This window comes from Leptospira kirschneri serovar Cynopteri str. 3522 CT (assembly GCF_000243695.2).
Classification (GTDB): Bacteria; Spirochaetota; Leptospiria; order Leptospirales; family Leptospiraceae; genus Leptospira; species Leptospira kirschneri.
Genome location: NZ_AHMN02000011.1, coordinates 45,001 through 67,882, shown reverse-complemented (window position 1 = coordinate 67,882; position 22,882 = coordinate 45,001). Strand labels below are relative to the sequence as shown.

The window sequence follows — 22,882 nt, the reverse complement described above, 5'->3', positions numbered from 1 at the left end:
GTAACTCAATGAATTGCTTCCCATGGGTCGCAATTCAGGTGGAGAAATTCGGAAGACTTTTCTCTATCAGAAAAACATGCTTTTTGCAAGTAAAAAGACTCATTCTTGTCGGAACACTTGAAAAATGTGCGTTTTTGAGCCTTCTGATTCTAAAATCCTATTCAACTTGTGGGTAAGGTTATGATAGAGAACGTTGTGCTTTAGTTCATTCATCGATCCCTTTCGCGTTATACCAAACTCATACTTTTAGAAAAATTTATCTAGAGTTTGTCCCAAAACCATCCAATGTGGGAACTACTACGAAAATTTAATGAAATTACTGATCTCTATAAAATTGAGTACCGTTAGTTCTATTACAAAACGCTGATTCTATGTAAAATATTAGGTACTTTATTATATAGTTATGAGTAGAACTGTTTGAAAGTTCGCAAATTGCCAGATGAGACCTAATTTGTAGGAACTACTGCATTTTATTAAAAATTTCTAAGAAATTATCGCCTAAAATACTTTAGGTTTGAGGCAAGCTCTAAGTTTCTCTTATACTGAACTTACGTTATCTAAGGTTATTGGACCAATTTGTTTGAGAAGAAGTAAAAGAAAAACTGATCATCACAAATCAAATCTATGAAATAGAACTAAAACCTTCCGGAAGAGTTACCTTTGGAGATTCATTCGATTCCAGAATTGGAATTGATTTACCTTGAAATCGGATTTCGGTTCCGCCCATCGTTTCTTCTAAAAAAGGACTGAGATCGGAAAGACAGTTTCGATCTGGTCTGAATTTTAGCTTTTTATGATCTACCGTTTTAGCAAAAAGGCAACCGTTTACGTCTAACGCAAAAATTAAATCCTCCAACAAATAGACAGAATTAGATTCTGCAAAAAAGAATAACGTATTTTCCATTTCTTTACAGGCGATTAAATGGATCGGATAACCTTCTAATTCCAAATAGCCGTTTTCCCTCAACTCTCCAAAACGATTGTCTATGTAAATTCCAAGTTCATCTTCGTAGAGGTTTTGACGAAAGTAAGATAGGATTTCTTTTTGATCGATTCGATTTCCTCTAAAGATCCAGCGGTCTTCAGAATCTACGAAAATTTCGCTATTAAATCTTCGAATAGAATGAGAATGATCCGTAAAATCCTTCATTGTAGATTATCCTTGTAACGATAAGCAACACCTTCGATCACTCCCATTTCGTTGTTTACATAACCAATTACAACCGTATTGCCGTCTCCATTTCCGGAATGAACTAAAACGGGCGGAACGTTTACAATTCCTTTTCCAGTAAAAATAACACCGTCCATATGGTTGGTAAACAATTCTTTTTTGAGATTGATAATCATATAATCCGGGATTCTACCGTTTGCAAACGAACGAATAATGACTTTGCCGTATGTGCGATATGGTTTTGGAGGAGAAGTATTACGAATTTCGATTTCGTTCCAGGAACTTTTATGAGAAAAACCGAATTCTTCTCTTAAAATCGTATCTGGGATAAATTCTATAGACTCGCAAGAAAAAAGAGTGGAAAGTAGAATTGGTACGAAAACAATCTTCGAAATCTGTAAAAAGATGCGAAATCGAGAATCGCTTTCCGTTTCCGGACACATGATTCCATTCAGAAAAACCGGAAATTAGGTGCAAGTGTTTTAATCTTGTTTCTCTTTAGTTGAGAAGCAAGTTGTTCAAAGTAAATTCAATGTTATGATAAAACGGGATAAGGGAAACAAGTTTCGGATTTCAATCTTGCCGTTCCTTTAAAACTTCAAATGGAAGATACAGAATTAGGGAAAAGGTCCAGGGAAAACGTATTAAAAATCGGTTATTGTTCTTTGGATGAAATCGAAGAAAAGGTCAAAGCGTTCCGAGTGATGAATCAAGGTGCGACCAAAAAGAGATACATTATCACAAGAGAACCTGTTCTTGATTCTTCTGGAAAAACGATTCTTACTAAAGCCGCCGAGATAGATATATCCGCAGCAAAACTTTTGAGAAGACATTTCAAAGGCTCTCAAATGTTCAAAACATTCCAACCGGATGAAGGAATTGTTATCATTTCAGACATGACTTCTGCGGAAGGAGTTTCCTTTACAATGGATATTGTGACACAGATTATGAACTTAGGCGGCGGCGCCTACGAAGGTTTTATAGATCGTGTGGATAGTTTTGCCGAATTCATAAATTTATTACAAAAATCTCTTTTTCCAAAACTGATTATCATTGGTTACATTGCACAAAGTCAGGTCCAATCTGAGTTGTTGAATTTCGTTCGAGTCAAAAGAGTCGATAATTATCTGAGAGCGGTTGAACTTTCTCACAGTCATTATAAAGTGGCTCCCTATTTTCCGAAAATAAAACAGGTCGAAATTTCACAACACGATCCTAAAAGTTGGGGTCGTTTTGTAGTAGAGATCATTCGAGAATATACTCGTCCTTATCTTTTGGAAGAAATATAGAATCTAAAACTAAAATTTCTTTTTATAAGTTTTCGTTTCTTACCATATTTCATTTTACTTAGAATTGTTGTAGAACCTAAAAATGTGGGAACTCTTACAAATTTTAAGAAACACTCTATTTCTAAGAGACTGAATCTGTGGGAACTAACACATCTGGCGAGAAATCAAAGAGAATCGCTTTGGAACAGTTTTTTAAATAACGTGAGCAAGAGCGTAAAGAAATCTAAGATTCATTTTCTGAAAAAAAGTTAGAATCTGAACTTTATAAATCTATTTCTAAAATGTGGGAACTACCACAAATCACAATTTTACAAATAAATTCTTTAAATGTGGGAACTCATACTTTTAAAAAATTTTTTCCCAACAAACTCACGTTAAAATGGGATTTAAATTTTGATGATGACCACAAAACAACGATTTTGTGCAAAAATCGGATGGACGATGATTCTTTTAGCATTTCATAGTAGTTCCCACATTTTCAAAGTTTAACTGGTAAACCCACAATTTGCGGTAAGTTCCGACAAACGATCTCGAAATAAAAAAGAATTGAAAGTTGGTTTCAGAAACGAAAAGCCGAGCAAACATTAGAGTTGTTGAAAAATTAATTCTTGATCTGTTTGTATTGGATTGAATGGACAATTGAAGCAATTTTACGAATCTTCACTATGGAATTTTTCAACAAAGGATTCGGACTTAAGTTCTAAAAAATTAGATTTTAGAACTTAAACTTTAAAGAATTCCAAGTTCTCACGTAGAGGATCTGGAAGGCTTCCCAAAGCGTTGAGATACTTTTTATAACGATTTTCTATTTCAGTATATTTGCGATTTCTAATATTAATAAATCGGTTGTGGATCTCTGCAAAGGCGGGAGTTTTAGCCACTTTATCCCGAACCTGTTTACTAAAAGGAATGTGTCTGTAAAAAATTCCACGAACTACTTTGTTCAATCTCTGAACACCGTCCGCTTCGTATTTCATCCAGAGCTGATAATCGTTTGCAAATATATCCCTATCGTTTCTAAAACGTTTGAAGTCCGAAGCCAACTTCTCTTTGATCTCCATCGAAAGATCTTTATTTTTTTTAAAAAATTGAATGTAATCCGTGTAATCCGCGGTAATCGAAGGATTACCAACGTTATTCCATTCAGCACCTAAAATGGATTTGGTGAGTTCCCATCGAAACGCAGCCAGAGCATCTGCGACCATCGTTTTCAAATCCCCTTGTGCAAAGATAGGAAGTACAATTCTTCCGGGACTTTCTTTGGAACCAGCTCCTCTGTGAATGGAAAGATCCTGCCACATCATCACTTTGGTTCCGATGGAAGGAACTAAGATAAAATCTGGAATCACACATTTTTGAATGAATTCTTTAGTAATTCCTAATTCGTTATTATTATAAATTACTTCTCTATGGAAAATCGAATAGTCAACCGCCATCAGATCGTGAACTACTTCTTCCAAAATCTTTTTAGAAACATAGGACTTATCAATTGCCATCTGACTATGAAACTTAGTCAAAATCGGAAAGTGAGTTGCAGGACTACCCGAAGTGAGTCTAACGTTTGCTTCATAAAGAGAAGCAAACTCGAACTTAAGTCTAGTTTCCGGATTGTCCAACTCGGGCGGAATATCCGATTCTTTTTTAATCACTATATTTCTATTTTCAAGTTTTACTTTTTCAAAAAAGTTTTGGCCCATCTCGTCCAAAGAAGTTGGAACTTCTCTTTTATGCACTTTCTCCAACCATTCAGTTCCAAGTGAAATGGGAACGTTGGAAGTAAAGTTGGCTGGATCTTTTTGAGTGTACATAAAAGCAATTTGAGAATCATCTACCAACGTTTCATCGAAGTAACCGTACTTTAACATCAGTTCAACTGGTTTAGGAACGTTTCGATTAGAGCTCATGTACTTGATAAAACATTCTTGGTACATGTCCCAGTAGTGCCTTCCCAAAGTCCTTCTGATCTTTCTATTGTCACCTTCCGGATCAAGAGGGTTCTTTAGGCTTTTCACCTTTACCATAAGAGCGGAAAATTCTTTTACTTTTTCTGCTTCTAAACCGGAAAATTGAATGATAACGGATGCGGAATTATCTAGTTCTTTACGGATCGCATCAACATCTACTCCTGCCGCTGCAGAAGACGCAACAGGAGTTTGAACTTTAGGAGCGGTCTCTTCCATTTTTTTCGCGAGAGTGCTCGCCTTAGATTGGAACGCTTGTGTATTGGGAGAAATATTGGCCACAGGAACACCAAAAAGAGCCTGATGTCCATTTTTATATTTTTCGATTTTGCCCGCAAAAGCGCCTAACACAGGCACTACGAATTCTGCAGGAGCAGTACCGTAACCAGAAGAAGTAATATCTAAAATGAGATAGAATTTTTCTACGAGACTACTTTCACCGACAAAAAAAATACGAAATGCTTCATCTAAGTCGGTAAGACAGATTTTTAGAATTCCGGAAATTTGATCCAACACGTTCGCCAGTTTAGAACAAACGTAAGCGAGCATAGAAGGATCTGCGGTAAATAATACATTCAGAATTTTAGGATCTTGCATTACCAGTTTGCGAATGAAATTAAATTCTCCGTCTTGAAAATCGATTTCTTCGGGGTAAAGTCTTGTAAGTTGAGATTCGTGTTCTTCTTCTAAAAATTGAGGGCTAGGTCTATCTGGTAAAATACCTCCGTTATCAAAGAACAACTTCAAATTTTCTCTACAAAGACGCATAACAGGATCTACTACGTCAGCCGAAACTTCTGGAATCGGAGAACCAGGTTTGATGTCCGGAAATACGCTCGGATTGAATTGATAATATAGAATCGATAGATTGTCGTTTACCTTTTCGATTTCAGAAGTAATCTTTCGGATCTGGTTGGATTTTTTAAAAAGTTCTGTGATTTCTCGAAGTAACGTCCTTGCGACCATGAGTCCTAAAGAAACACGAGAACCTACACTTTTAGAAATCGTATCTCGATTCATCGCATAAGTAGAAATCACGCAGGCTTCTTCTGCTTGAAGATGAAACGGGTATCTACCGCTCGTAAAAAGAGCTACAGATCCAGGAGTCAAATTAGCTCCATTCAGTTTAAAAAGTTCTAGTTTTCTACCGCCTGGAACTTCGGTCAAATACCGAACCGTTCCACTATGAAGTACGTTTAGAGTATTTGCGGAAGAACCTTCTGGAAACAATAAAGTTCCCGCGGGAGCTTGGGCTTGTTGTTGTGGAACGGATGGATCAAATGCCATATTGGGATTAATGAAAAAGAAACTATTTCTTATCTATAGAGAAAACAATTTTTTAGAAAGGGAATTAAAAAACCGTTTTGAATCGGCCACTTTTGAGTGTAATTCTCGTTAAACTTGACTCCTTATGCCTCTTAAAGAGTATATCGGAAGAATGAATAAAATTGAAAAGTCGCTTCGTACTTCCAGAATTGGAATGATCACCAATCAGAGCGCTTTCGGACCAGATGGAGAATATCACTTTCAATCCATTCACAAACGTTATGATCTAAAGAAAATATTCCTTCCAGAACACGGACTTTTTGCAGAACTTCAAGATCAGGTTTCCGGTTCCAGCCTGAGATATAATCTGGACGAAGTTGAATTTATCAATCTTTATGGAGACCAAGAATCCAGTTTGGTTCCAGATTCGATTTCTTTAGAAGGATTAGACGTAGTCATCATTGACATCAGAGATACCGGAGCGCGTTATTATACTTTTCTTACTACCGCTTATTATTTTTTAGAAGAGATTTCTAAATGGAATTCTTCAGGAAAAAATGAAATTTCTGTAATTGTTTTTGATTCTATCAATCCTGCGGGAAAAAAAATAGAAGGTTCTCCTCTTCAAAAAGAATTTGAATCTTTTGTAGGAGTGAGAAGTGTTTTGCATCGTCATGGTCTAACCCCTGGAAAATTACTTTCTTATTATCAAAAAGAATTTCACTTAAACGTAAAGATCAGAATCGTAAATAAAGGATGGTATGATAAGAAAGATTCGGAATTTAGTTGGATTCCACCTTCTCCGAATATTCCATTTCGCTCAACTTGTTACGTTTATTCCGGTCAGTGTCTTTTGGAAGGAACCAATCTTTCCGAAGGTAGAGGAACCACGAGGCCCTTTGAAACTTTCGGGGCTCCTTATCTAAACGAACAAAACAATCGTATTCGAAACGTTTTAGAAGAGTCTCAAAGAGGAAGTTTGATTTTAAGACCTTTGAAATTTATTCCCACGTTTCACAAACATAAGGATCTAGTCTGCGGCGGTTTTCAAATTTTGTTAAACAAACCGGAGAAATTCCACAGTCTATTTTTCACTCTAAAGTTGATTCGTATTCTCGGTGAGGAATATCCAAACGATTTTGCCTACAGAGCCGGTGCATACGAATTCAGATCGGATCGTCCCGCAATCGAACTTTTGGTAGGAGATCATTTTCTTTTGGATTATTTAAAAGGAAAACATTCCGATTCCATTGTATTCCAATATCTGAATGAACAAGAGCGTGTTTGGAAAAAAAAATGTAAGGATTTGGAATTATTTTAGAGCCAAGACGTTCAGACTTATCGAAAAGTTTTAAACCACCTCAAAAGAACGTCTAATTTTTACCGTAAAATTTAAATTTGTGAGAGTTCCCACAGATTTTGTCTCATTGCAAGTTCATTATGCTTTTTGAAGATCGTACGGCAATTAAACATGTGAGTTCGGTCTAAAAGAATACAAGTAAGAGAAAAATAACATCCTACTTATATTATAGATGAAATAGAACTTTTATGAAAATGTGGGAACTACTGCAAGATTTTGCTAGAAAAGTATAATTTAAAATCGCTATAGTTCCCACATCTTTAAGTAAAGATAAATTTTCCGGAATTAAAAATCCCTTACTCAAACACACGTTAACCAGAAATGTGGGAGTTTTCACGTTTCAAAGTTTTTCCGTAAAATTTAAAATCGCGGTAGTTCCCACATCAAAGAAAAGTTGAGATAAATCAAATGTTCGGAAAAATTCTATTCGATCATGATTTCCCAAAACAATTAAATCTTTTGTTGTGTTCGATTACCAGATCATTCACCTTGGACCATTTTATAGATTATCCTGAAAAGTCATGTCTGGTTTTTACATTGATTCTGACGGAAATCCCTAAGACTAAACCGAAGAGAAGATTATGATCAAAAATCAAAATATTATAATGAAGCGGAAAGTGTTTGTTGTACTTTCATTTCTTTTTGTTCTTCCAACAGCCTTATTTTCTTGGGGAACTCACTACCTCATTATGGATCAAATATTAGAACATCCTTCTATGAGATTTATATCCAGAGAAGTAGAATCTGAATCCTTGGATTCTTTCATAAAAAAAGAAAAGAATTCTTTAAAGGTTCTATTTGACGAGTTTGCAGCTTGGGAAGAATCCAGAGAATCAAAACGATTTAAAAAAGTTGAATTTCATCCAGAAACCGCATCGGTTATAGAATTTTTAAAAGCGGCAAGACTCAATCCCACTACTCGATTTTCAGAAGTGGAAAGAATTCTCCCCGGTTCTAAATCAATGATTGGAAACGTTTCAGTTTCTTCAATCACTCCCTACCTTTTAGATCATCCCGAACTTCCGGCAAGGTTTCAATCTACGATCGGAAAAAAAGTTAAACTTAAAAACATTCTATATACTTTTATCGATGAACCGGATTGGGGAATGGATCATGACCTTTGGAGTTTTCAAGAATATGGGTATGGCAAACAACCTTATGGAAAAGCAGAAGGAGAAGGTAGTAAAGCTCCTTTTCATATGCAATTCCAAAATGAAAATTGGATTCTTTCCCTTTTCGCTCCCGAGGTTGTAAAAGGTGGAATGATCTTGGATCGGATCGAGTTGTTTTCTCGACTTTCCAAATTGGCGGGAAAAACGGGACACGATTATTGGAAATATCGTTTTGCCGCTTGGACTTGTCACTATATCCAAGACATAGGACAACCGTATCATTCCAAGGCAGTTCCCGACGCAGACTTTTCGTATTACGCCCGTTATATCTTCTCATCAAAAGAAACAAAAAAAGACATGAAAGCCAAAACTACTCAACTTGTAACCAATCGCCATTTTTTGTACGAAGATTTTATCTCCTACAATTTGATAGACTTTTATAAAAATCATACTGCCCAGAACTTAACAGAATTTTTAGTACAAAACTCAAAGGGTTTTCCTTCGTTTTCGTCTAACGAAGATTTAATGAGGTTCGTAGGAAAAGAAGCTTCCATTCACGCCTTTCAAATCAACAAATCGATCATAGATACTTTTGGAGAAAAACATACAATGAAACCTGAATATGATCTGGAAAAGGAATTAGGCACTAAAATGAAGGAAATCATTCCAACGTTAAATTCAGAAAAAAGAAATCTTCTTTTAAAAGAAGCAGGTAGAGATTTTTCTCTAACCGGCTCTGCAACCAGAGAAATGTTACATTTGCTTTTAGAGGATTCAAATCATAAAAATTAGATCTCAGCTGCAACATTTGTTTTCAGTTTCGGCAAATGTTTTAGAAACTTGTCTGCAAACTTCAAAGAAATCATCTTTTGAATCTTTTAACAAACTACAGTAATTTTTACAACTTAGGTTTGTTTGTAACAGTCTAAGAATTTTTGAATGATATTTTTTGTCAAGTTCCGGGTATAAGTTCGTAGATTTTTTATAAAATGGATTTTTCAACAACTCTAATAAAAACAAAAAAGTTTTAGAAAAAATTCCGAGTAAAATTTATATACAGAAATTACTATTTTTAGAAAATTTTCCCACTGACACTATATAAAAAATATCTAATACTTTGTACTAAAATATTGAGATTAAAACTCATAGTATTCTATTAAATAGGGATCCGTAATATTCTTCCACCAAACTCAAATTAAATGCAGAAAGAATTTACCTTTTATAAAAACTACAGAGAAGAGGAAAAACTTAGAGAAGCGTTTTTTCAATTTACTCCCAAAGCGCTTTATGGAGCGGACTTTCGCCTTTGGTATCAGCTCGGGTTTTGGGAAAATTCCTACATTCCTTATTCTTTTTTTAAAAACGAAATTATGGTATCGAACGCCTCCGTATGCGAGATGAAGATTATATTAAACGGACAAGAATTTGACGCGGTTCAATTGGCAACAGTAGGAACTTTACCGGAATATCAGCGTCAGGGTCTTTCTCGCAAACTCATAGAACGTATTTTAAAAGATTACGAATCTAAAACTTCGTTTTTCTTTCTATTTGGAAACGAAAACGTATTAGATTTTTATCCTAAATTTGGGTTTCAAAAAGTGGAAGAATCCTGTTTTGTTTGCAAGAATCTAAATCCGTTTCGCAGAAAAAAATCTTCCCTGAATTTTCAAATCTTGAACGCAAATTCGAAAAAAGATAGAATCTTATTTCGTAAAATTACTTCTTCTGCTAAATCGACTACAAATCGATTTGGAGTTATACAATATGAATTTATTTTATCTTTTTATTGGATTTATGTATATCCAGAGAACTTTTATTATTTTCCGGAAAATGACTCTATCTTAGTTCTACATCTGGATAAAAAGATTTTATGGATATACGATATTCTTTGTAAAAGTCCTTTTTCCATTTCTAAATTTCTCTTAGATTGGAATTTAGAAGGTGTAGAAGAGATTCGTTTTGGCTTTTGCCCGGATCAATTTGATTTTTTAGATTTGGAAATTGAAAACGATATTATTACTCAAACAGATTCTCCTTTATTTGTGAAAGGTTTTCAATCGGCTTTTAAATCTAATTTTTTATTTCCGATGTTGGCAAGAACCTAATTAACGTGAATTCGATATAACGCGAAAGGGATCGATGAATGAACTCAGCAAAACGCTTCTACGGTCGCTCGAAGTAACTCAGCGTCTCACTCCCCATGGGTCGTTCGACAGGTCGCGTTGGAAACTCAGCAAAACGTTTTTTACGAAAGCATTTTAGGGTTAAGTTATTGGTATTTTATGAAAATTGAATCTGATTCTGTAGTTTCACAATAACTTGACCGAAGCTGAGAGCCTGGTCCGGCTGCCTGTGGCAAGCCGGATTCGACCTAGTTTTATTACGTCGAACTCACGTTAATTAAAATAATAAGAACGTCAGTATCTGTTTCAACTTGAAACTTGCAGTTTTTTTAATATTCTATATTTTCTTCTATCTATATGTCAGAATTATATCAAACGACAGAGTATTTTTATCTTGGAATTTACAATTTCAATTTTAAAAACGATTTACGGGAGAAACCTCTATAAAATCCGAAAAGTATAATCATCCAGTCAAATTTTTACATGAAAGCTCTATTTTGAGACTTTCATCAAATCAAAAATTCATTTATGAGATTCTTACTGATCTTTATAATACTGAATTACAGTAAATTTTTATTGTAAAACCTGTTTCAGTGCAAAAGACCAAGTACTTTATTATATAGTTTCGAGTAGAGAAATATAAAAAGAGATTTAACTCCGGCTTACTTGTTTTAGTCAAAAAATAAAAAATGAACCTATAGTATTGCTATCGTTTAAATTCGCGGTAGTTCCCGCAGATTTTGTCTCATTGTAAGTTCATTATGATTTTCTTTTGTATTTCATAGTAGTTCCCACATTTTAAAGTTTTACTGTAAATCTACGATTTGTGAGAGTTCCTACACCCTACTATTTCTTTGTGTTCGAATGAAAGGTAATACATTCACTCTAAATAGAAAACACGCATAACGTTAGGATTTAGGCCAAATATTCTTAGATGTTAAAACCCGAATAGCCGCCGCCTTTCTGCGATTTTGAGTAATCTCTCGATTTGACTTCACCTTCTCAACTAAATGAGAAGTGGCGGTGGTAGGATGTCCCGAAGTAAACGGAGGAACTGGATTGTATTCAATCATAAGTTGAATTTCTTCCGCAAGTTCGGAACCGAAAAATTCCGCAGTTAAAAAAAGAGTAAAATCGATTCCAGCAGTAACACCACCTCCGGTAATTCGGTTGCGATCTTTTACAAAACGTTCGCTGGAAATCTGAACCGGAAATAATTTTAAAACATCTAAAGATAACCAATGAGTAGTGGCTTTATAACCGTCGAGAAGACCGGCAGAAGCAAGAACCAAAGAACCGGTACAAACCGAAGTGATGAATTTAGAATTTACCGTTTTTTTTCTGAGAAAATCCAAGACAGTAAATTCTTCCATTAGAAGAGTCGTTCCGGGGCCACCAGGAACAAGTAAGATGTCAAGATCTGGACAATTCGAAAAGTCGAAGTCCGGAATCAATTTCATACCAGATTCTGACTGAACTGGATCTTTAGATTGCGCAAATAAAAATATTTTTACGTTCGGGATTCTTGAAAAAACTTCATAAGGCCCTGTAAAATCGAGTTGGGTGACTCCTGGGAAAATAAAAATTCCGATAGAGAAATTAGCATCCGGCATAAATCAAGAAAATAGATTCTGTAAAGTGACTTACAAGTCATTTTTAATTTTAAAATTCTTACGGAGATGCAAAAAACCGGGAGTAAATAAACTAGGTCTGTGAGTTATCAGAAATATTTATTTTTAGATGTAGGAGATACAATTCTTCATCTAAAAAAATCAGCCGGAGAAACATATCTCGAAATCCTTTTACAAGCAGGGTTACAAAGGAAAGAGAATGCAGTAGAAATTTATAAAAAAGCATTCACAGAATCTTGGCAAAAGATGCAAAAAAATTCTCCACCGGAACATAGAGATAAATACCAATCTCATCCAGGAGGAACACCTGGTTGGTGGAAAGAACTACTTGAAGACTTTTTAAAAAGAGTTCCGGACCAAGTCTCGATTGAAAAAGCATTTCCGATTATATACCATAAATTCGCGGACCCGGAACTATGGACTTTGGATCCGGGGTTTTGGAAACTTAAGGATTATTGTAAAAAAGAAAACTGGGGACTCGGAGCAATTTCAAATTGGGATCACAGGCTCAGAGCGCTTTTAGAAGCAAAAGGAATATTAGAATATTTGAATCCTCTAATCGTAAGCGCCGAATTCGGATACGAAAAACCTTCTCCAAAAATATTCGAAGAAGCAATGCGTTTGGTGAGGCTTTCGAGCAATTGTTTGGTTTACTGCGGAGATAAATACGAATTGGATATAAAAGTACCAAAGTCATTAGGTTGGAGATCCTACTTAAAAGGAAAAAAAGGAGATTTGGAAACTTTATCCGAGTTGATTCAATTTTTATAAGTTGAATCTATAAAAGAAATAACAGGTAGCGTCTATGCTGTTTTTTACGGCCGTAATATTATACTTCAATTTTTACTCGGAAATACATAATAGAGTTGTTAAAAAATTAATTCTCCATCGGTTTCTGTTGTATAGGAACGGTCGATTGAAGCAGTTTTGTTAATCGCCACTATGGAATTTTTCAACAACTCTATTATTTTTCAGATCCTCTTTTCGAATTTTCTCTATTGAATAGTTAAATTATAATATATTAAAATTCTAATTCAATTTACCAAACAGAACGATGGAACTCAGTAAAACCGTAAACGTCTCGGAAAGAAACGTTTTTTTTATCCGCAGAACGAAATTTACCCGAAAATTTTCCCACAAATTGTCTGAAATACAATTTGGAAACAATTAGATTCATTTTATCTTTTCTTTCTCCTTCCGGGATGAATGTGAGATTTACGAAACCGTCCTCGTCATAAATTTTCCAAGGTTTGGTCGGATCTTTTTGGGAAAAATCAAAGATCACTCTGGAAACCCTTTTCCGTTTCCGATTGATCCAAAATGCGTTCTCGGAAAAAAAGGTTTCGTTTACTAAGGCTGCAAAGTTAGCACCGATTGAAGTTCGATTAGGAAGAATTGCGCCCAAAGCCGCCCAATACCAATTGGTTTCCCTTCTGAGATAACCTCCAGACCAATCATAAAGGATTGTAGTTTTTTTGCGATCGAACGAAAGAGGTTTACCTTTATAAGAAAGTTCTAATGAATTCGGAATTAAAGGAGAACATTTTTCAGTAAAAGTCCAATGGGTAGGTTCGGAAGGATTTAGAACTCTCAAAGGAGAATGAGTTTTTAGGGCAAAGTTCGCTTGAAATTGAAATCGCAATTTATTTCCTAAAGAAGCGTCTACATCAAGTTTACCTTTAGAATGTGATTTATAGACGTTTAGAAAAGAATTTCCTTTTTGGAATCGGATCCTATGTTCGTCCGGGTTGACTGGAAATTGTAATCCACTTTCGTTATCTAAACCTTTAGTATCAAACTCAAATAAAATTCCATCTTTGTAATGATACAAATAAGCAAACACGTTATACACATAGCCAAGACTGACAGCAGCAAAGCCGATTAAGAATTCGTCCGTGATAATTCCGATATAATTGAATTTTTTAAATGCGAAACGTTTTTTAAATCCGCTAATTTCTTTACCAAAAAAATCCAACAGTTGAAACTCTTTATAATTGAATTCAACTGGACCGTCGAATACCCCGTAGTTGACCTTATTTTCAGCGCCTATAATTTTCATTTCGGTCGATCAGAGTAATGCAAAAGGTTTAAAATGCAATGTAAATTTCTATGATTTACAATTTCGCTTTACTTTTATTTTTTTTAGATCAGCATTGGCCTCCAAATTCAACGCTTATGGTAGAAACAAAAAGCCAGAAATCTTACGGCCTTGATGAAGCCGACCTTAAAATTCTAAAATCTAAAAAAACATCTCGTGAAATTTCTATTCTACTTTATCGAGTTCTTTATAGAACGGAAGAAGTACAACAAGGTATAGTTAAGGTTCTAAAAGAAATGTTGTTAAGAACTCATGCCAATCATCCCGATTTATTTCCGATTTTAGATCGGACTCAATTTACCAAAGATATGATCGATCTCTATAAAACTTCTTCATCTCTAATCCCTGAAAAATTAGAATTATTCTTCAACGCGGTTCATATCTCTTTTCAAAGCGAGATTCTTTATCTTGTTGGTAAATCCGTTCAATTTTCTTTCGACATTATCTTTGTAGTAATCGAAACAATCTTAAACGAAATGAATCTTCCCGAAAATGAAAGAACCGTCAATATGAAGGACAGAGAAACAATCTTGAAAAATTTCAGAGCTTACAACGATCTTTCTAAAATTTTTAACAAAATCGGAAATACAAAAGTAGTGATCGATAAGAAGGACGATATTATCACCGAAATTTCCATTCTCCATAAAGACATCACGATCATATCGATAGAAAGTATGTTCCGTCATATATTGGCCCAACTCTTACTTTCTAAAAAATATAACTGTGGAAATTTGATCGAAAAGTGGGCTCAAGAATACGGGATGGAAGATAATATTCCTTCGATGAAACGTGTAATACCAGAAAAAACTCCTCTTACCGAATTTAGACTTCAGTTTACAAACGCGGTCAAAATTCTAAAAGAAGAGAACGAAATGGATCTGATGTTTTTGAGAACTTTGGCAAATTATTATTCTTCGTGGGTAACCCAGGTTTCGGAACAAATCCCATCTTAATCAGAAAAATATAAATATTATAATATATTTAATAATTAAAATATTATATACATCTCTGTAGAAAAAATTTCAAAAATCAAAAGCGTTTCTTTCACATCAGATTCTATCGAACTTACTTGAACCAGCATGTGATGAACATTTCAGTATTTAACTTTATAGAGATGAGTAACGTGAACTTGTTATTACTCATAACTATATAATAAAGTACCTAATATTTTGTATGGAATCAGTGTTTTGTGATAAAATTAACGGTACTCAATTTTATAGAGATCAGTAGTAAATTTAAAAAAAAACTTTTAAAAGTAATAGTTCTCACATTTTACTTTTAGGACCAAGGTCACTTTCCAGAACTTTTACAAGTTTTTACTGCAAAATATAGATTTGTATGAGTTCCCACAGATTAAGTCTCATTGAGGATTTATAGGTTTTTAAATAAAAACTCATCGTCAAATCAATGTTAGGAATTTCTACAGATTGAAATTCATCTGCAAAACATAGATTTGTGAGAATTCCCACAGATTGAAACAAGAACTAGTTTAATCGTTTGAGAGAAACACCTAGAGAAAAAACCGCAACTGCTAAAACGATATGAAAAATATCTACGTTCAAAATTGGTCCTCTAGACCCAGTTGTTCCGATCACGAGCCCCGCGAGAATAAAAAGAATCGCACCTAAAATACCATACAAAGCCGGAACTTTATTTTCTCCCGAGTTTTTACGAATACAGACAAGAATTGCCGTAATCATAGAAATTCCACCTAACACAGTAGATAAAATCGGAAGCGGAAAAACATAACCAAAAATCAAATCGAGAAACAACAAAACTCCTCCAACTGGATAGAGATAATTTTTTTTCAGCTTTTTGATCCCAATATGAAAAAAACCTGTACCAAGCAATGGCACTCCTGCAAAAGAAGCCAAGTTCACGGCAAAACGATAAATCGGATCTAAAACTTCGATTCCTAAAAAGTGAATCGTCCCTAAACCGGCAGAAATCCCTATCGTAAGAAATCCTATAAAACCTGCTGATTTCGAATAAGAAGTTCCATTTCTGATTTGAATCGCAACAAAGATTGATACAAGACTTAAAATGAAATCGGAAAAAACAGTACTCAATTGCATGGAAAATGATCCTTATTATGGAAACAAATTTTGCAATTCTTTTTCAAAAGACAAATGACTGTATTGTCTGGATTTGTTTAAATAAATCCACCTATTTTATGCCAAAATAAATCTATATGCGTAATTTAGAATGTACTCTCGATTTATAATTTAGATTTAATCATAAATTTTATAAACTATACTAAAAAATATTCACAATTTTTTACGCATTACGTTTTTTATATATAGTTTTGATTTGATAATTGCTCAGAGTTATATAATGAAGTAATCAGTGTTTGTAATAATAGAGTTGTTGAAAAATTCCATAGTGAAGATTCTTAAAATTGCTTCAATTGTCCATTTCAATCCAACAAAAACAGATGAAGAATTCATTTTTCAACAACTCTAATATTCACGGTGCTCAATTTCATAAAGATCCGTAAAAACTTCTACATCTATATAAAAATCTACCGTTTATTTTCGGCATCATTTTATAGATTTTTGTATAACTTATACAATCGATTCTGAGTTAAGGATACGAGCGAGCGATCAATAAATTCTACGGATTGCCTGAGAAATTCTTTGAATATTATCTTTTGTTAAATTAGGATAAATTGGAATACAATGACCTCTTTGAAAGAGCCTTTCTCCATTCGGGAAATCCGTATTAGGAAGTTCTAAAATATGATGAATTGGTTCTTCCATTACTCTTTGAGTTCCTATCTGTAAAGAGCGAAAATATCTTTCCACTTGTTCGTAACTTCCAGGAGCAAGAATAATAAAACGGTTAAATGTATCTAAATTTGGATCTCCATACCAAGTTTTAACTGAAGTTCCAGAGATCGACTGTAGATAAACTTGTGCTATTTTTCTTTTTCTCTCTAAGATGATTCCAATTTTGGAAAGTTGTTCAATTCCAAGCGCTGCCTGATAGTCGATGAGATTATAGTCTAACTTAGGTTGCCCCTCTTTTCTTTGGTAAGGCTCTTTACCCGTTTTCATCGCTCGAATTTTTTTAGCCAATGGTTCTTGATCCGTAATGATCATAGCGCCATTTCCAGTTGTGATCATTTGATCTACAGAAAGTCCACAAACGGCAAGACTTCCTTGTTTTCCAGGAATAAAAGTTGCACTTTGTGCGCCTAAAACTTCGGAAATATCTTCGATGACCGGGATTCCTTTAAAGTCGTAACGTTTTGCATCTGCGATAGAGCCAAAAGAATGATCTAAAATAATCGCTTTAATAGAAGGATCTATTAATTTCTGTGTAAGCTCTTCCGAATTTAGATGGAAAGAATTTTTATCCAGATCGATTACAACCGGAGTCGCTTTTAGAAGAAAAATGGCATCAAGTGCCGAAACGGGCGCAAATGTAGAAAGTGCAACTTTGTCCCCTGCTTGAACATCCAAGGCAAGAAGTGCAAGATGATAAGCAGAAGTCAGATGATTTGTAGAAATAACTTGTTTATAACGGAAAGTAGAAGCAAATGCTTTTTCAAAACGTGTAGTTACATTTCCAGTTGTGAGATGGTCTTCTACGAGACATTCTAAAACCGTTTTCAAATCTTCTCTGGAAAGAGTAGGCTTATGAAATTCAATCTCAGTCTTTTTTTTAGAATTCTTTTCTAGAATTTCAGTTTCGGTGCTGCTCATGTCCAACTAACTCAGTTTCTGATAATTTTATTATGTCGCATTATGTATTTGAATTCGATCTCGTAAAGACCTTTTTCTACATCTTGTGAGCATAGATTGTAATAGGATCAAAAAAGTACAAGAAAAATCCGCCCTAAAACCGAAATTTTGTGGGAACTACTGCATTTTAAGACTGAAACGAACCAATTTAGAACCTGCCCAAACCTTAGTCATTTTGAATCTTCAATCCAATGTGGTAGTTCCCACAAAAACCATCATATTGAATGATTTATAGTTTTTTAGCATTCTTTTGTTATTACAGTTTCTGCATGAGTTCCTACATTTTTGTGAAACTAAAGCCATAACCAACCCCACAAGTTGAAAGAAGATTTTAGAATCAAAATTGAACTAAAGCACAACGCTTTCCTAAACTCAATGCATCGCTCCCTAAGGGTCGCTTCTGCAGGTCGCGTTGGAAACTCAGTTTTACAGAGGATTTGTCGTAATTCCGACAGATCTATATTGAAATCTAAATACTTGTGGGGTTGGTTATGACTAAAGCGTCTCGCCTCCAGAACGCTCGACAAGATTGAGCATGACTTTGTCGGGAAAGGTTCATACATCCCAATTTGGTCAGACCACCTTATGAATGTTTTCGAAATTCGGGGGCAGGCATTTCGAAATTTATAACAATCATTTATAACTCACATACAGGATTAAAAACTTCCAATTACAAAATGGTGAACATGATCGATAAGTTAGATTGTATTGATATACAACATTCAGAGTATGATAGACGATCCGAAAGAAAAGAGACGGCTTTAGTTTGAGAGAGCGTTCTGCTTTAGTTTTCCCGCATCGATCCCTTTCGCGTTATGTCGAAATCAAGTTAAATCATAATTTTTGTTTTTTGAACGAGTTTCTATGTAAAAAAAAATTATAATTTTTTATTTACGAAACGGAAATTGAGTTTGTATGAAACTCACTATGTCCGATTCAAATTGAGATCCATATTCTTGATAAACAAACTTAGGTGGGGAAGATACCTGTTTCAGAGAATTACATTTCATGCGACTACATTCTTCCGGAACAGAGGAAGCCCATATTGCACCTAAAACGGAATATCCATGATCGTATTTCATGGATGTAAGTTGATTTAAATTTTTATCATAAATTTTGATCTCGGTTCCGGCTTGTAAGGAAGCATAACTTGGAATCAAACCAAAACTTAACACGGAAAAAACAGAAGAGAATAATTGAATTACACTGCTTCCGAAATGTTTTGGAGTTTGAAAAGCGGGAGTGTGAATTCCCAGCACATAATAATCAGTTCCTATATCTTTTAACTTAAAGATACGTTCTTCACCTTTTTTTTCGACACTTGTTACGTACGTCAGTTCAAGAACACCGCTTTCTTTCACTTCGTTTAAATAATCCTGGACAAACTTTTTTACCTTATCCGAAGAAACATCTTTTCTATAACCAACGGCTTTTAAATCAGATGCATAAACCCCATTCTGAAATTTGAATACAGTTCGATCTGGATAAACCAAATTCGCAGTATAAACCCGAGTTTCAGCAGAAGATTTAGTAATTTCAGTCTCATAAGGGCGAAAACCTATATAAGTGATTTTTACTTTAGGTAAATTTGGAATCGGAGCATTTTCCGAAATATTTTTTTCCACGTAATAATGATAATTACATTTTATAAAAGTAGAAATCATTATCAGAAAAATCGAAGAAACAAAAGTTCCACTCTTAGAAAAACGTATCTTTTTTTTCTCTAACTTGGTCATAAAGTTCGCTTCCCTCTCTAAAAAGTAATTTTGAATTTGTTCTATGCTGTTCAACTCCATTCAATCAAAGTTGAAAAATGATAACCTTTAGAACAAACCCTCCAAGATAAAAACAAATCGACTACTACTAACAGTTATATAAAAAGTACCTAATATTTTATACTCAAGCGGGCTTTTATAAAAAAAGACTCGTGATACTTTATTAGAGTTGTTGAAAAAAACAATTCTCCATCTGTTTTTGTTGGATTAAAATGAACCATTGAAGTGGTTTCTCTGATCTCCACTATGAAATTTTTCAACAACTCCATTTATAATCCTAAATAATTCCTAAAATAAATCGTAATTTTTTCAACTTAGATTTATACTTTTACTGATTTATGATTTATATAAGGAAATCTCTGTAAAAACCAAATAGAATATTTTTAATCTTCAAATTTATGTATAAAATTGTCGCTTTGTAGTCATCAAAAAAATTAAAAATCCATTTTATAGAAGTTTTCATAATTGACTCAAATTTTCCAATACTAAAGGAACTACTACTCATAACTATATAATAAAGTACCTAATATTTTACATAGAATCAGCGTTTTATGATAGAATTAACGGTACTCAATTTTATAGAGATCAGTAATAACTATATAACAGATCATCTAATATTTTGCACTCAAACAACCTTTGAGAATAAAGATTTTCTGTATTTATTATAGCTCCGAGCGGGCTCTGTCATACAATAAAAATCATATTCGTTTTTTCGGGGAAAGTCCGAAGATATATAAAAATAATCAATGAATCTATTTAAAAAATTAGAATGTACTAATATATTTATACTATAAAAAGAATCTAAACTTCAACATGTAAACAAATCTATATAAGTCCTTTTTATCAATGATATTACTGAGTTTTATAGAATTACTGATCTCTATAAAATTGAGTACCTTAAATTTTTACTGCAAAACCCTGTTTTAATTCAAAATACTGGGTATTTTAATCATGTGAATTCAGAGAAAGAAAATCCGGACGAATAAAAAACTCAATACAACGACTCCCTGAACTCAACAAATCGCGTTCTAAATTGTAACTAAAGACGAAATATTGCATTACGTTTCTTTTATACAATTTATTGACTGGAGCTAAAGAGCACGGTCCGGCTGCCTGTGGCAAGCCGAATTCGCCCTAGTTTTCTTACACAGAATCGAAGTATAAACTATTTTGTTCTTTATGATGTAGTTTTGAGTTATAGTTATCTCAAAAATATCTTAGAACTAGGCATTTTAAATAAAGATAAAGTATTTTAAAGATAGGTTCAAACGCACCGAGTCAAATTCAGAATCCAAACGCGAGATTTGTTTTAAAATCTAAGACGCAATTTCTTCTTTGGGTACATTTAGATTAGAATTCACTTTCCAGAATAGAATCCGAATTTAAACTGACCGAAAAAATTCAATCCGGAAACGGTAACCGAGCTCATTTTGAAAAAACTTCTTTTACTTTTTTTTACCTTTATCTTATTACTTTCGGCGTGGATAGGATTGTATCTTTTTCGTATCCCTAAAGTTAAAAATATATCCGAGCTTATCAACTCGTTACACAATTTTAAAAGTGATACAAAAGAAACTGAAAAGAAATTTTTAGCATCCACTTGGTCTTCCGATATAGTCGCGATGGCACAAAATATTCATCTATACGACGAGATTCATCCCTTTCTTTATACTTTAGAAGGAGGTAGATCCAATACGGGCAATATCAAATCCATTTGGAGTCATGAAGCTCAAGAAATTTATATTTGGACTTTAAAAACAATTTCCCCAAAAACGAAAATCATTCCTACAATCTTTCGTTGGGAAAACGATTTTGAAAAAGTTTCGGATGCTATCGGACTTAACGGAAACGTAAAAATTCGTGATTATCATATTCAACAAATCTTAAATGAGATCGATTATTACGGCTACGACGGAATCGACATCGACTACGAAGGAATGACGTGTGATAAAAAAGAAAGTTTCGAAACCTTTTTAACTCTTCTTTCCAAAGAATTAAAAAAGAAGAATAAACTATTATCTGTTGCAATTCATCCTAAAACATTCGCCGAACAACCGTTAGATTATTTTTGCAAAGAAAACGGCAAAAAGATGCAGGTTGATTTTTACGAAGCCTATCGAGGCCAACTTTCACACGACTATGAATTCCTTGGCAAAGTCGCAGATAAAGTCAAGATCATGGCCTACGAATTACACCCTAGAAAAAACGCCTTTCCTGGTCCTGGTCCACAAGCCCCATCCTGGTGGATTGAAAGAATATTAGAATATTCTACTAAAAAAATTCCTAATTCTAAACTATATATGGCAATTCCAACTTATGGTTACGACTGGCCGTTAAACTGCGATATTCCTTCCAAAGCAGTCTTTTATTCCCGCGCTCAATATATCAAAACAAATTGGAATCCAAAGATAGAAGAACCTACGGATGTAGTTCGAATTTTTAAAAACGCCAGAAAATCGGGAGATTGGATTTATCTCCGCCCTTATTTATATAGACACGAAGGACATATCTACGACGATCCTTCTCTTTGGTATACTTTAGGCGGCTGCGACCGTGTCGCTTTTTACATAAACCGTAGATCTTTCGAAACAAAAATGAATCTATTAAAAAAATATAAAATACGAGGATTTTCATTTTGGCAACTGATCCAGGATAACGATCCGGAAATCCACACCTACTTAAAACAAATAATTGAAAATCCAGAAAATTCAGTTCATTAAAGATTCATTTTATAAAAGTTCTTTATTTTTTTAAAAGTAGAATAGAGTTGTTGAAAAATTAATTCTTGATCTGTTTGGATTGAATGGACAATTGAAGCAATTTTACGAATTTTCACTATGGAATTTTTTAACAACTCTAATAAAATAAGAATGGTTTTTGCATTAGAATTTTGTTTAGAAAATCCTAATACGATTTTTTCCGTTATTTCTAAAGACTTCGAAAACTATTCTCCACATACGTGGGATTGAACCGCCGATATTGATTTTATAAATCACTGTTTAGTATATCCAAGCTCTAAGACATTTTCCGACTGAATCAATAAAGGAGCCCCGGCCTTGCCAGTCGTAAGATTTTTGATCTGGCAAAACTAAATCAAGAGACGGTATCAAAAAAGCTTTAACGGATCGGAATTCGGAGATTCGGTCGGAGATAGAAGCGCTTGAAAATTTAATTCGTCACTTGTCTCCCGATACTCCGATTGCGGATCCGTTTGACGCGAAAGAAATCGCAAGAAGAAGCAAAGGCCTTCCATGGACACAAGAAAGGATTATAGATATGATCGCGACTGGAGTTGTTAAAGGAATCGCAAAAGCATTCGACAAGTAATAATCTTATTTACAAAGAATTTC

Annotated in this window: 17 protein-coding genes and 1 pseudogene; 10 read left to right on the top strand and 8 right to left on the bottom strand. The window is 34.2% G+C overall.

Translation table 11 applies throughout. The annotated features are described in order from the left end of the window. Positions 1 to 622 precede the first annotated feature (622 nt). Together LEP1GSC049_RS213210 and LEP1GSC049_RS213215 are read right to left on the bottom strand one after the other, a co-directional pair. The gene (locus LEP1GSC049_RS213210; RefSeq protein WP_004755518.1) at positions 623 to 1,150 is read right to left on the bottom strand and encodes a hypothetical protein; all 528 of its coding nucleotides are present in this window, start codon (positions 1,148 to 1,150) and stop codon (positions 623 to 625) included. After that, the gene (locus LEP1GSC049_RS213215; protein ID WP_230848370.1) at positions 1,147 to 1,488 is read right to left on the bottom strand and encodes a hypothetical protein; all 342 of its coding nucleotides are present in this window, start codon (positions 1,486 to 1,488) and stop codon (positions 1,147 to 1,149) included. The genes LEP1GSC049_RS213210 and LEP1GSC049_RS213215 overlap by 4 nt, the downstream gene beginning before the upstream one ends. A gap of 285 nt (positions 1,489 to 1,773) precedes the next feature. Between LEP1GSC049_RS213215 and LEP1GSC049_RS213220 the strand changes: the two genes are divergently transcribed. Beyond that, the gene (locus tag LEP1GSC049_RS213220; RefSeq protein WP_004755526.1) at positions 1,774 to 2,460 is read left to right on the top strand and encodes a hypothetical protein; all 687 of its coding nucleotides are present in this window, start codon (positions 1,774 to 1,776) and stop codon (positions 2,458 to 2,460) included. A 722-nt stretch (positions 2,461 to 3,182) separates the two neighbouring features. Here LEP1GSC049_RS213220 and LEP1GSC049_RS213225 read toward each other — a convergent pair. Beyond that, positions 3,183 to 5,708, bottom strand: coding sequence for a cyclic nucleotide-binding domain-containing protein (locus tag LEP1GSC049_RS213225; RefSeq protein ID WP_004755510.1), 2,526 nt, complete (start codon positions 5,706 to 5,708; stop codon positions 3,183 to 3,185). 124 nt (positions 5,709 to 5,832) lie between these two features. Between LEP1GSC049_RS213225 and LEP1GSC049_RS213230 the strand changes: the two genes are divergently transcribed. The 3 genes from LEP1GSC049_RS213230 (at position 5,833) to LEP1GSC049_RS05710 (ending at position 10,264) form a co-directional block, all read left to right on the top strand. Next, the gene (locus tag LEP1GSC049_RS213230; protein WP_004759170.1) at positions 5,833 to 7,008 is read left to right on the top strand and encodes a DUF1343 domain-containing protein; all 1,176 of its coding nucleotides are present in this window, start codon (positions 5,833 to 5,835) and stop codon (positions 7,006 to 7,008) included. Positions 7,009 to 7,628: 620 nt separating this feature from the next. Beyond that, positions 7,629 to 8,951 carry a phospholipase C/P1 nuclease family protein gene (locus LEP1GSC049_RS213235; RefSeq protein WP_016748426.1) on the top strand — a complete coding sequence of 441 codons (1,323 nt, stop codon included), beginning with the start codon at positions 7,629 to 7,631 and terminating at the stop codon, positions 8,949 to 8,951. A 407-nt stretch (positions 8,952 to 9,358) separates the two neighbouring features. Further along, the gene (locus LEP1GSC049_RS05710; RefSeq protein ID WP_016560910.1) at positions 9,359 to 10,264 is read left to right on the top strand and encodes a GNAT family N-acetyltransferase; all 906 of its coding nucleotides are present in this window, start codon (positions 9,359 to 9,361) and stop codon (positions 10,262 to 10,264) included. Positions 10,265 to 11,190: 926 nt separating this feature from the next. Here the strand turns inward: LEP1GSC049_RS05710 and LEP1GSC049_RS213240 are convergent. Then, entirely contained in the window at positions 11,191 to 11,895 is a 705-nt protein-coding gene (locus LEP1GSC049_RS213240; protein WP_016560939.1) for a DJ-1/PfpI family protein, read from the bottom strand. A 99-nt stretch (positions 11,896 to 11,994) separates the two neighbouring features. Here LEP1GSC049_RS213240 and LEP1GSC049_RS213245 point away from each other — a divergent pair, with 99 nt between their 5' ends. Further along, complete coding sequence (locus LEP1GSC049_RS213245; protein ID WP_004755512.1) at positions 11,995 to 12,684, top strand: HAD-IA family hydrolase; 690 nt, start codon at positions 11,995 to 11,997, stop codon at positions 12,682 to 12,684. Positions 12,685 to 12,952: 268 nt separating this feature from the next. Here LEP1GSC049_RS213245 and LEP1GSC049_RS213250 read toward each other — a convergent pair whose 3' ends face one another. Next, positions 12,953 to 13,972 carry a DUF2804 domain-containing protein gene (locus LEP1GSC049_RS213250; RefSeq protein WP_004755522.1) on the bottom strand — a complete coding sequence of 340 codons (1,020 nt, stop codon included), beginning with the start codon at positions 13,970 to 13,972 and terminating at the stop codon, positions 12,953 to 12,955. Positions 13,973 to 14,088: 116 nt separating this feature from the next. On the opposite strand from LEP1GSC049_RS213250, the gene LEP1GSC049_RS213255 reads away from it, so the two are divergent. After that, complete coding sequence (locus LEP1GSC049_RS213255) at positions 14,089 to 14,964, top strand: LIC_13029 family protein (protein ID WP_004755508.1); 876 nt, start codon at positions 14,089 to 14,091, stop codon at positions 14,962 to 14,964. Between the two features lie 531 nt (positions 14,965 to 15,495). On the opposite strand, the gene LEP1GSC049_RS213260 is transcribed toward LEP1GSC049_RS213255, so the two are convergent. Together LEP1GSC049_RS213260 and LEP1GSC049_RS213265 are read right to left on the bottom strand one after the other, a co-directional pair. Continuing rightward, a complete protein-coding gene (locus tag LEP1GSC049_RS213260) occupies positions 15,496 to 16,086 on the bottom strand; it encodes a DUF6962 family protein (RefSeq protein ID WP_004755521.1) in 591 nt (196 codons plus the stop codon). Between the two features lie 528 nt (positions 16,087 to 16,614). Next, complete coding sequence (locus LEP1GSC049_RS213265; RefSeq protein ID WP_004771239.1) at positions 16,615 to 17,718, bottom strand: DegT/DnrJ/EryC1/StrS family aminotransferase; 1,104 nt, start codon at positions 17,716 to 17,718, stop codon at positions 16,615 to 16,617. An 85-nt stretch (positions 17,719 to 17,803) separates the two neighbouring features. On the opposite strand from LEP1GSC049_RS213265, the gene LEP1GSC049_RS2000000229120 reads away from it, so the two are divergent. After that, positions 17,804 to 17,992, top strand: a complete 189-nt coding sequence (locus LEP1GSC049_RS2000000229120) for a hypothetical protein (protein ID WP_004755525.1) — start codon at positions 17,804 to 17,806, stop codon at positions 17,990 to 17,992. A gap of 652 nt (positions 17,993 to 18,644) precedes the next feature. Here the strand turns inward: LEP1GSC049_RS2000000229120 and LEP1GSC049_RS213270 are convergent. Beyond that, complete coding sequence (locus LEP1GSC049_RS213270; RefSeq protein ID WP_025186060.1) at positions 18,645 to 19,493, bottom strand: Lp29 family lipoprotein; 849 nt, start codon at positions 19,491 to 19,493, stop codon at positions 18,645 to 18,647. Between the two features lie 1,469 nt (positions 19,494 to 20,962). On the opposite strand from LEP1GSC049_RS213270, the gene LEP1GSC049_RS213275 reads away from it, so the two are divergent. From LEP1GSC049_RS213275 to LEP1GSC049_RS2000000227970, 3 genes and pseudogenes are all read left to right on the top strand, one after another. Next, positions 20,963 to 22,252, top strand: a complete 1,290-nt coding sequence (locus LEP1GSC049_RS213275) for a glycosyl hydrolase family 18 protein (RefSeq protein ID WP_004755511.1) — start codon at positions 20,963 to 20,965, stop codon at positions 22,250 to 22,252. Between the two features lie 252 nt (positions 22,253 to 22,504). Continuing rightward, positions 22,505 to 22,653 (top strand): annotated as a pseudogene (locus LEP1GSC049_RS2000000229370) (LIC_10177 family protein); the annotation flags it as partial. 59 nt (positions 22,654 to 22,712) lie between these two features. Further along, complete coding sequence (locus LEP1GSC049_RS2000000227970) at positions 22,713 to 22,859, top strand: hypothetical protein (protein WP_016748420.1); 147 nt, start codon at positions 22,713 to 22,715, stop codon at positions 22,857 to 22,859. Positions 22,860 to 22,882 lie beyond the last annotated feature (23 nt).

Excerpts from the sequence above, each read along its gene's own strand:
- LEP1GSC049_RS213260 (WP_004755521.1), bottom strand. The coding sequence starts at position 16,086 with ATGCAATTGAGTACTGTTTTTTCCGATTTCATTTTAAGTCTTGTATCA.
- LEP1GSC049_RS213250 (WP_004755522.1), bottom strand. The coding sequence starts at position 13,972 with ATGAAAATTATAGGCGCTGAAAATAAGGTCAACTACGGGGTATTCGAC.
- LEP1GSC049_RS213210 (WP_004755518.1), bottom strand. The coding sequence starts at position 1,150 with ATGAAGGATTTTACGGATCATTCTCATTCTATTCGAAGATTTAATAGC.
- LEP1GSC049_RS213240 (WP_016560939.1), bottom strand. The coding sequence starts at position 11,895 with ATGCCGGATGCTAATTTCTCTATCGGAATTTTTATTTTCCCAGGAGTC.
- LEP1GSC049_RS213235 (WP_016748426.1), top strand. The coding sequence starts at position 7,629 with ATGATCAAAAATCAAAATATTATAATGAAGCGGAAAGTGTTTGTTGTA.
- LEP1GSC049_RS213255 (WP_004755508.1), top strand. The coding sequence starts at position 14,089 with ATGGTAGAAACAAAAAGCCAGAAATCTTACGGCCTTGATGAAGCCGAC.
- LEP1GSC049_RS213265 (WP_004771239.1), bottom strand. The coding sequence starts at position 17,718 with ATGAGCAGCACCGAAACTGAAATTCTAGAAAAGAATTCTAAAAAAAAG.
- LEP1GSC049_RS213225 (WP_004755510.1), bottom strand. The coding sequence starts at position 5,708 with ATGGCATTTGATCCATCCGTTCCACAACAACAAGCCCAAGCTCCCGCG.
- LEP1GSC049_RS213230 (WP_004759170.1), top strand. The coding sequence starts at position 5,833 with ATGCCTCTTAAAGAGTATATCGGAAGAATGAATAAAATTGAAAAGTCG.
- LEP1GSC049_RS213270 (WP_025186060.1), bottom strand. The coding sequence starts at position 19,493 with ATGACCAAGTTAGAGAAAAAAAAGATACGTTTTTCTAAGAGTGGAACT.
- LEP1GSC049_RS213220 (WP_004755526.1), top strand. The coding sequence starts at position 1,774 with ATGGAAGATACAGAATTAGGGAAAAGGTCCAGGGAAAACGTATTAAAA.
- LEP1GSC049_RS05710 (WP_016560910.1), top strand. The coding sequence starts at position 9,359 with ATGCAGAAAGAATTTACCTTTTATAAAAACTACAGAGAAGAGGAAAAA.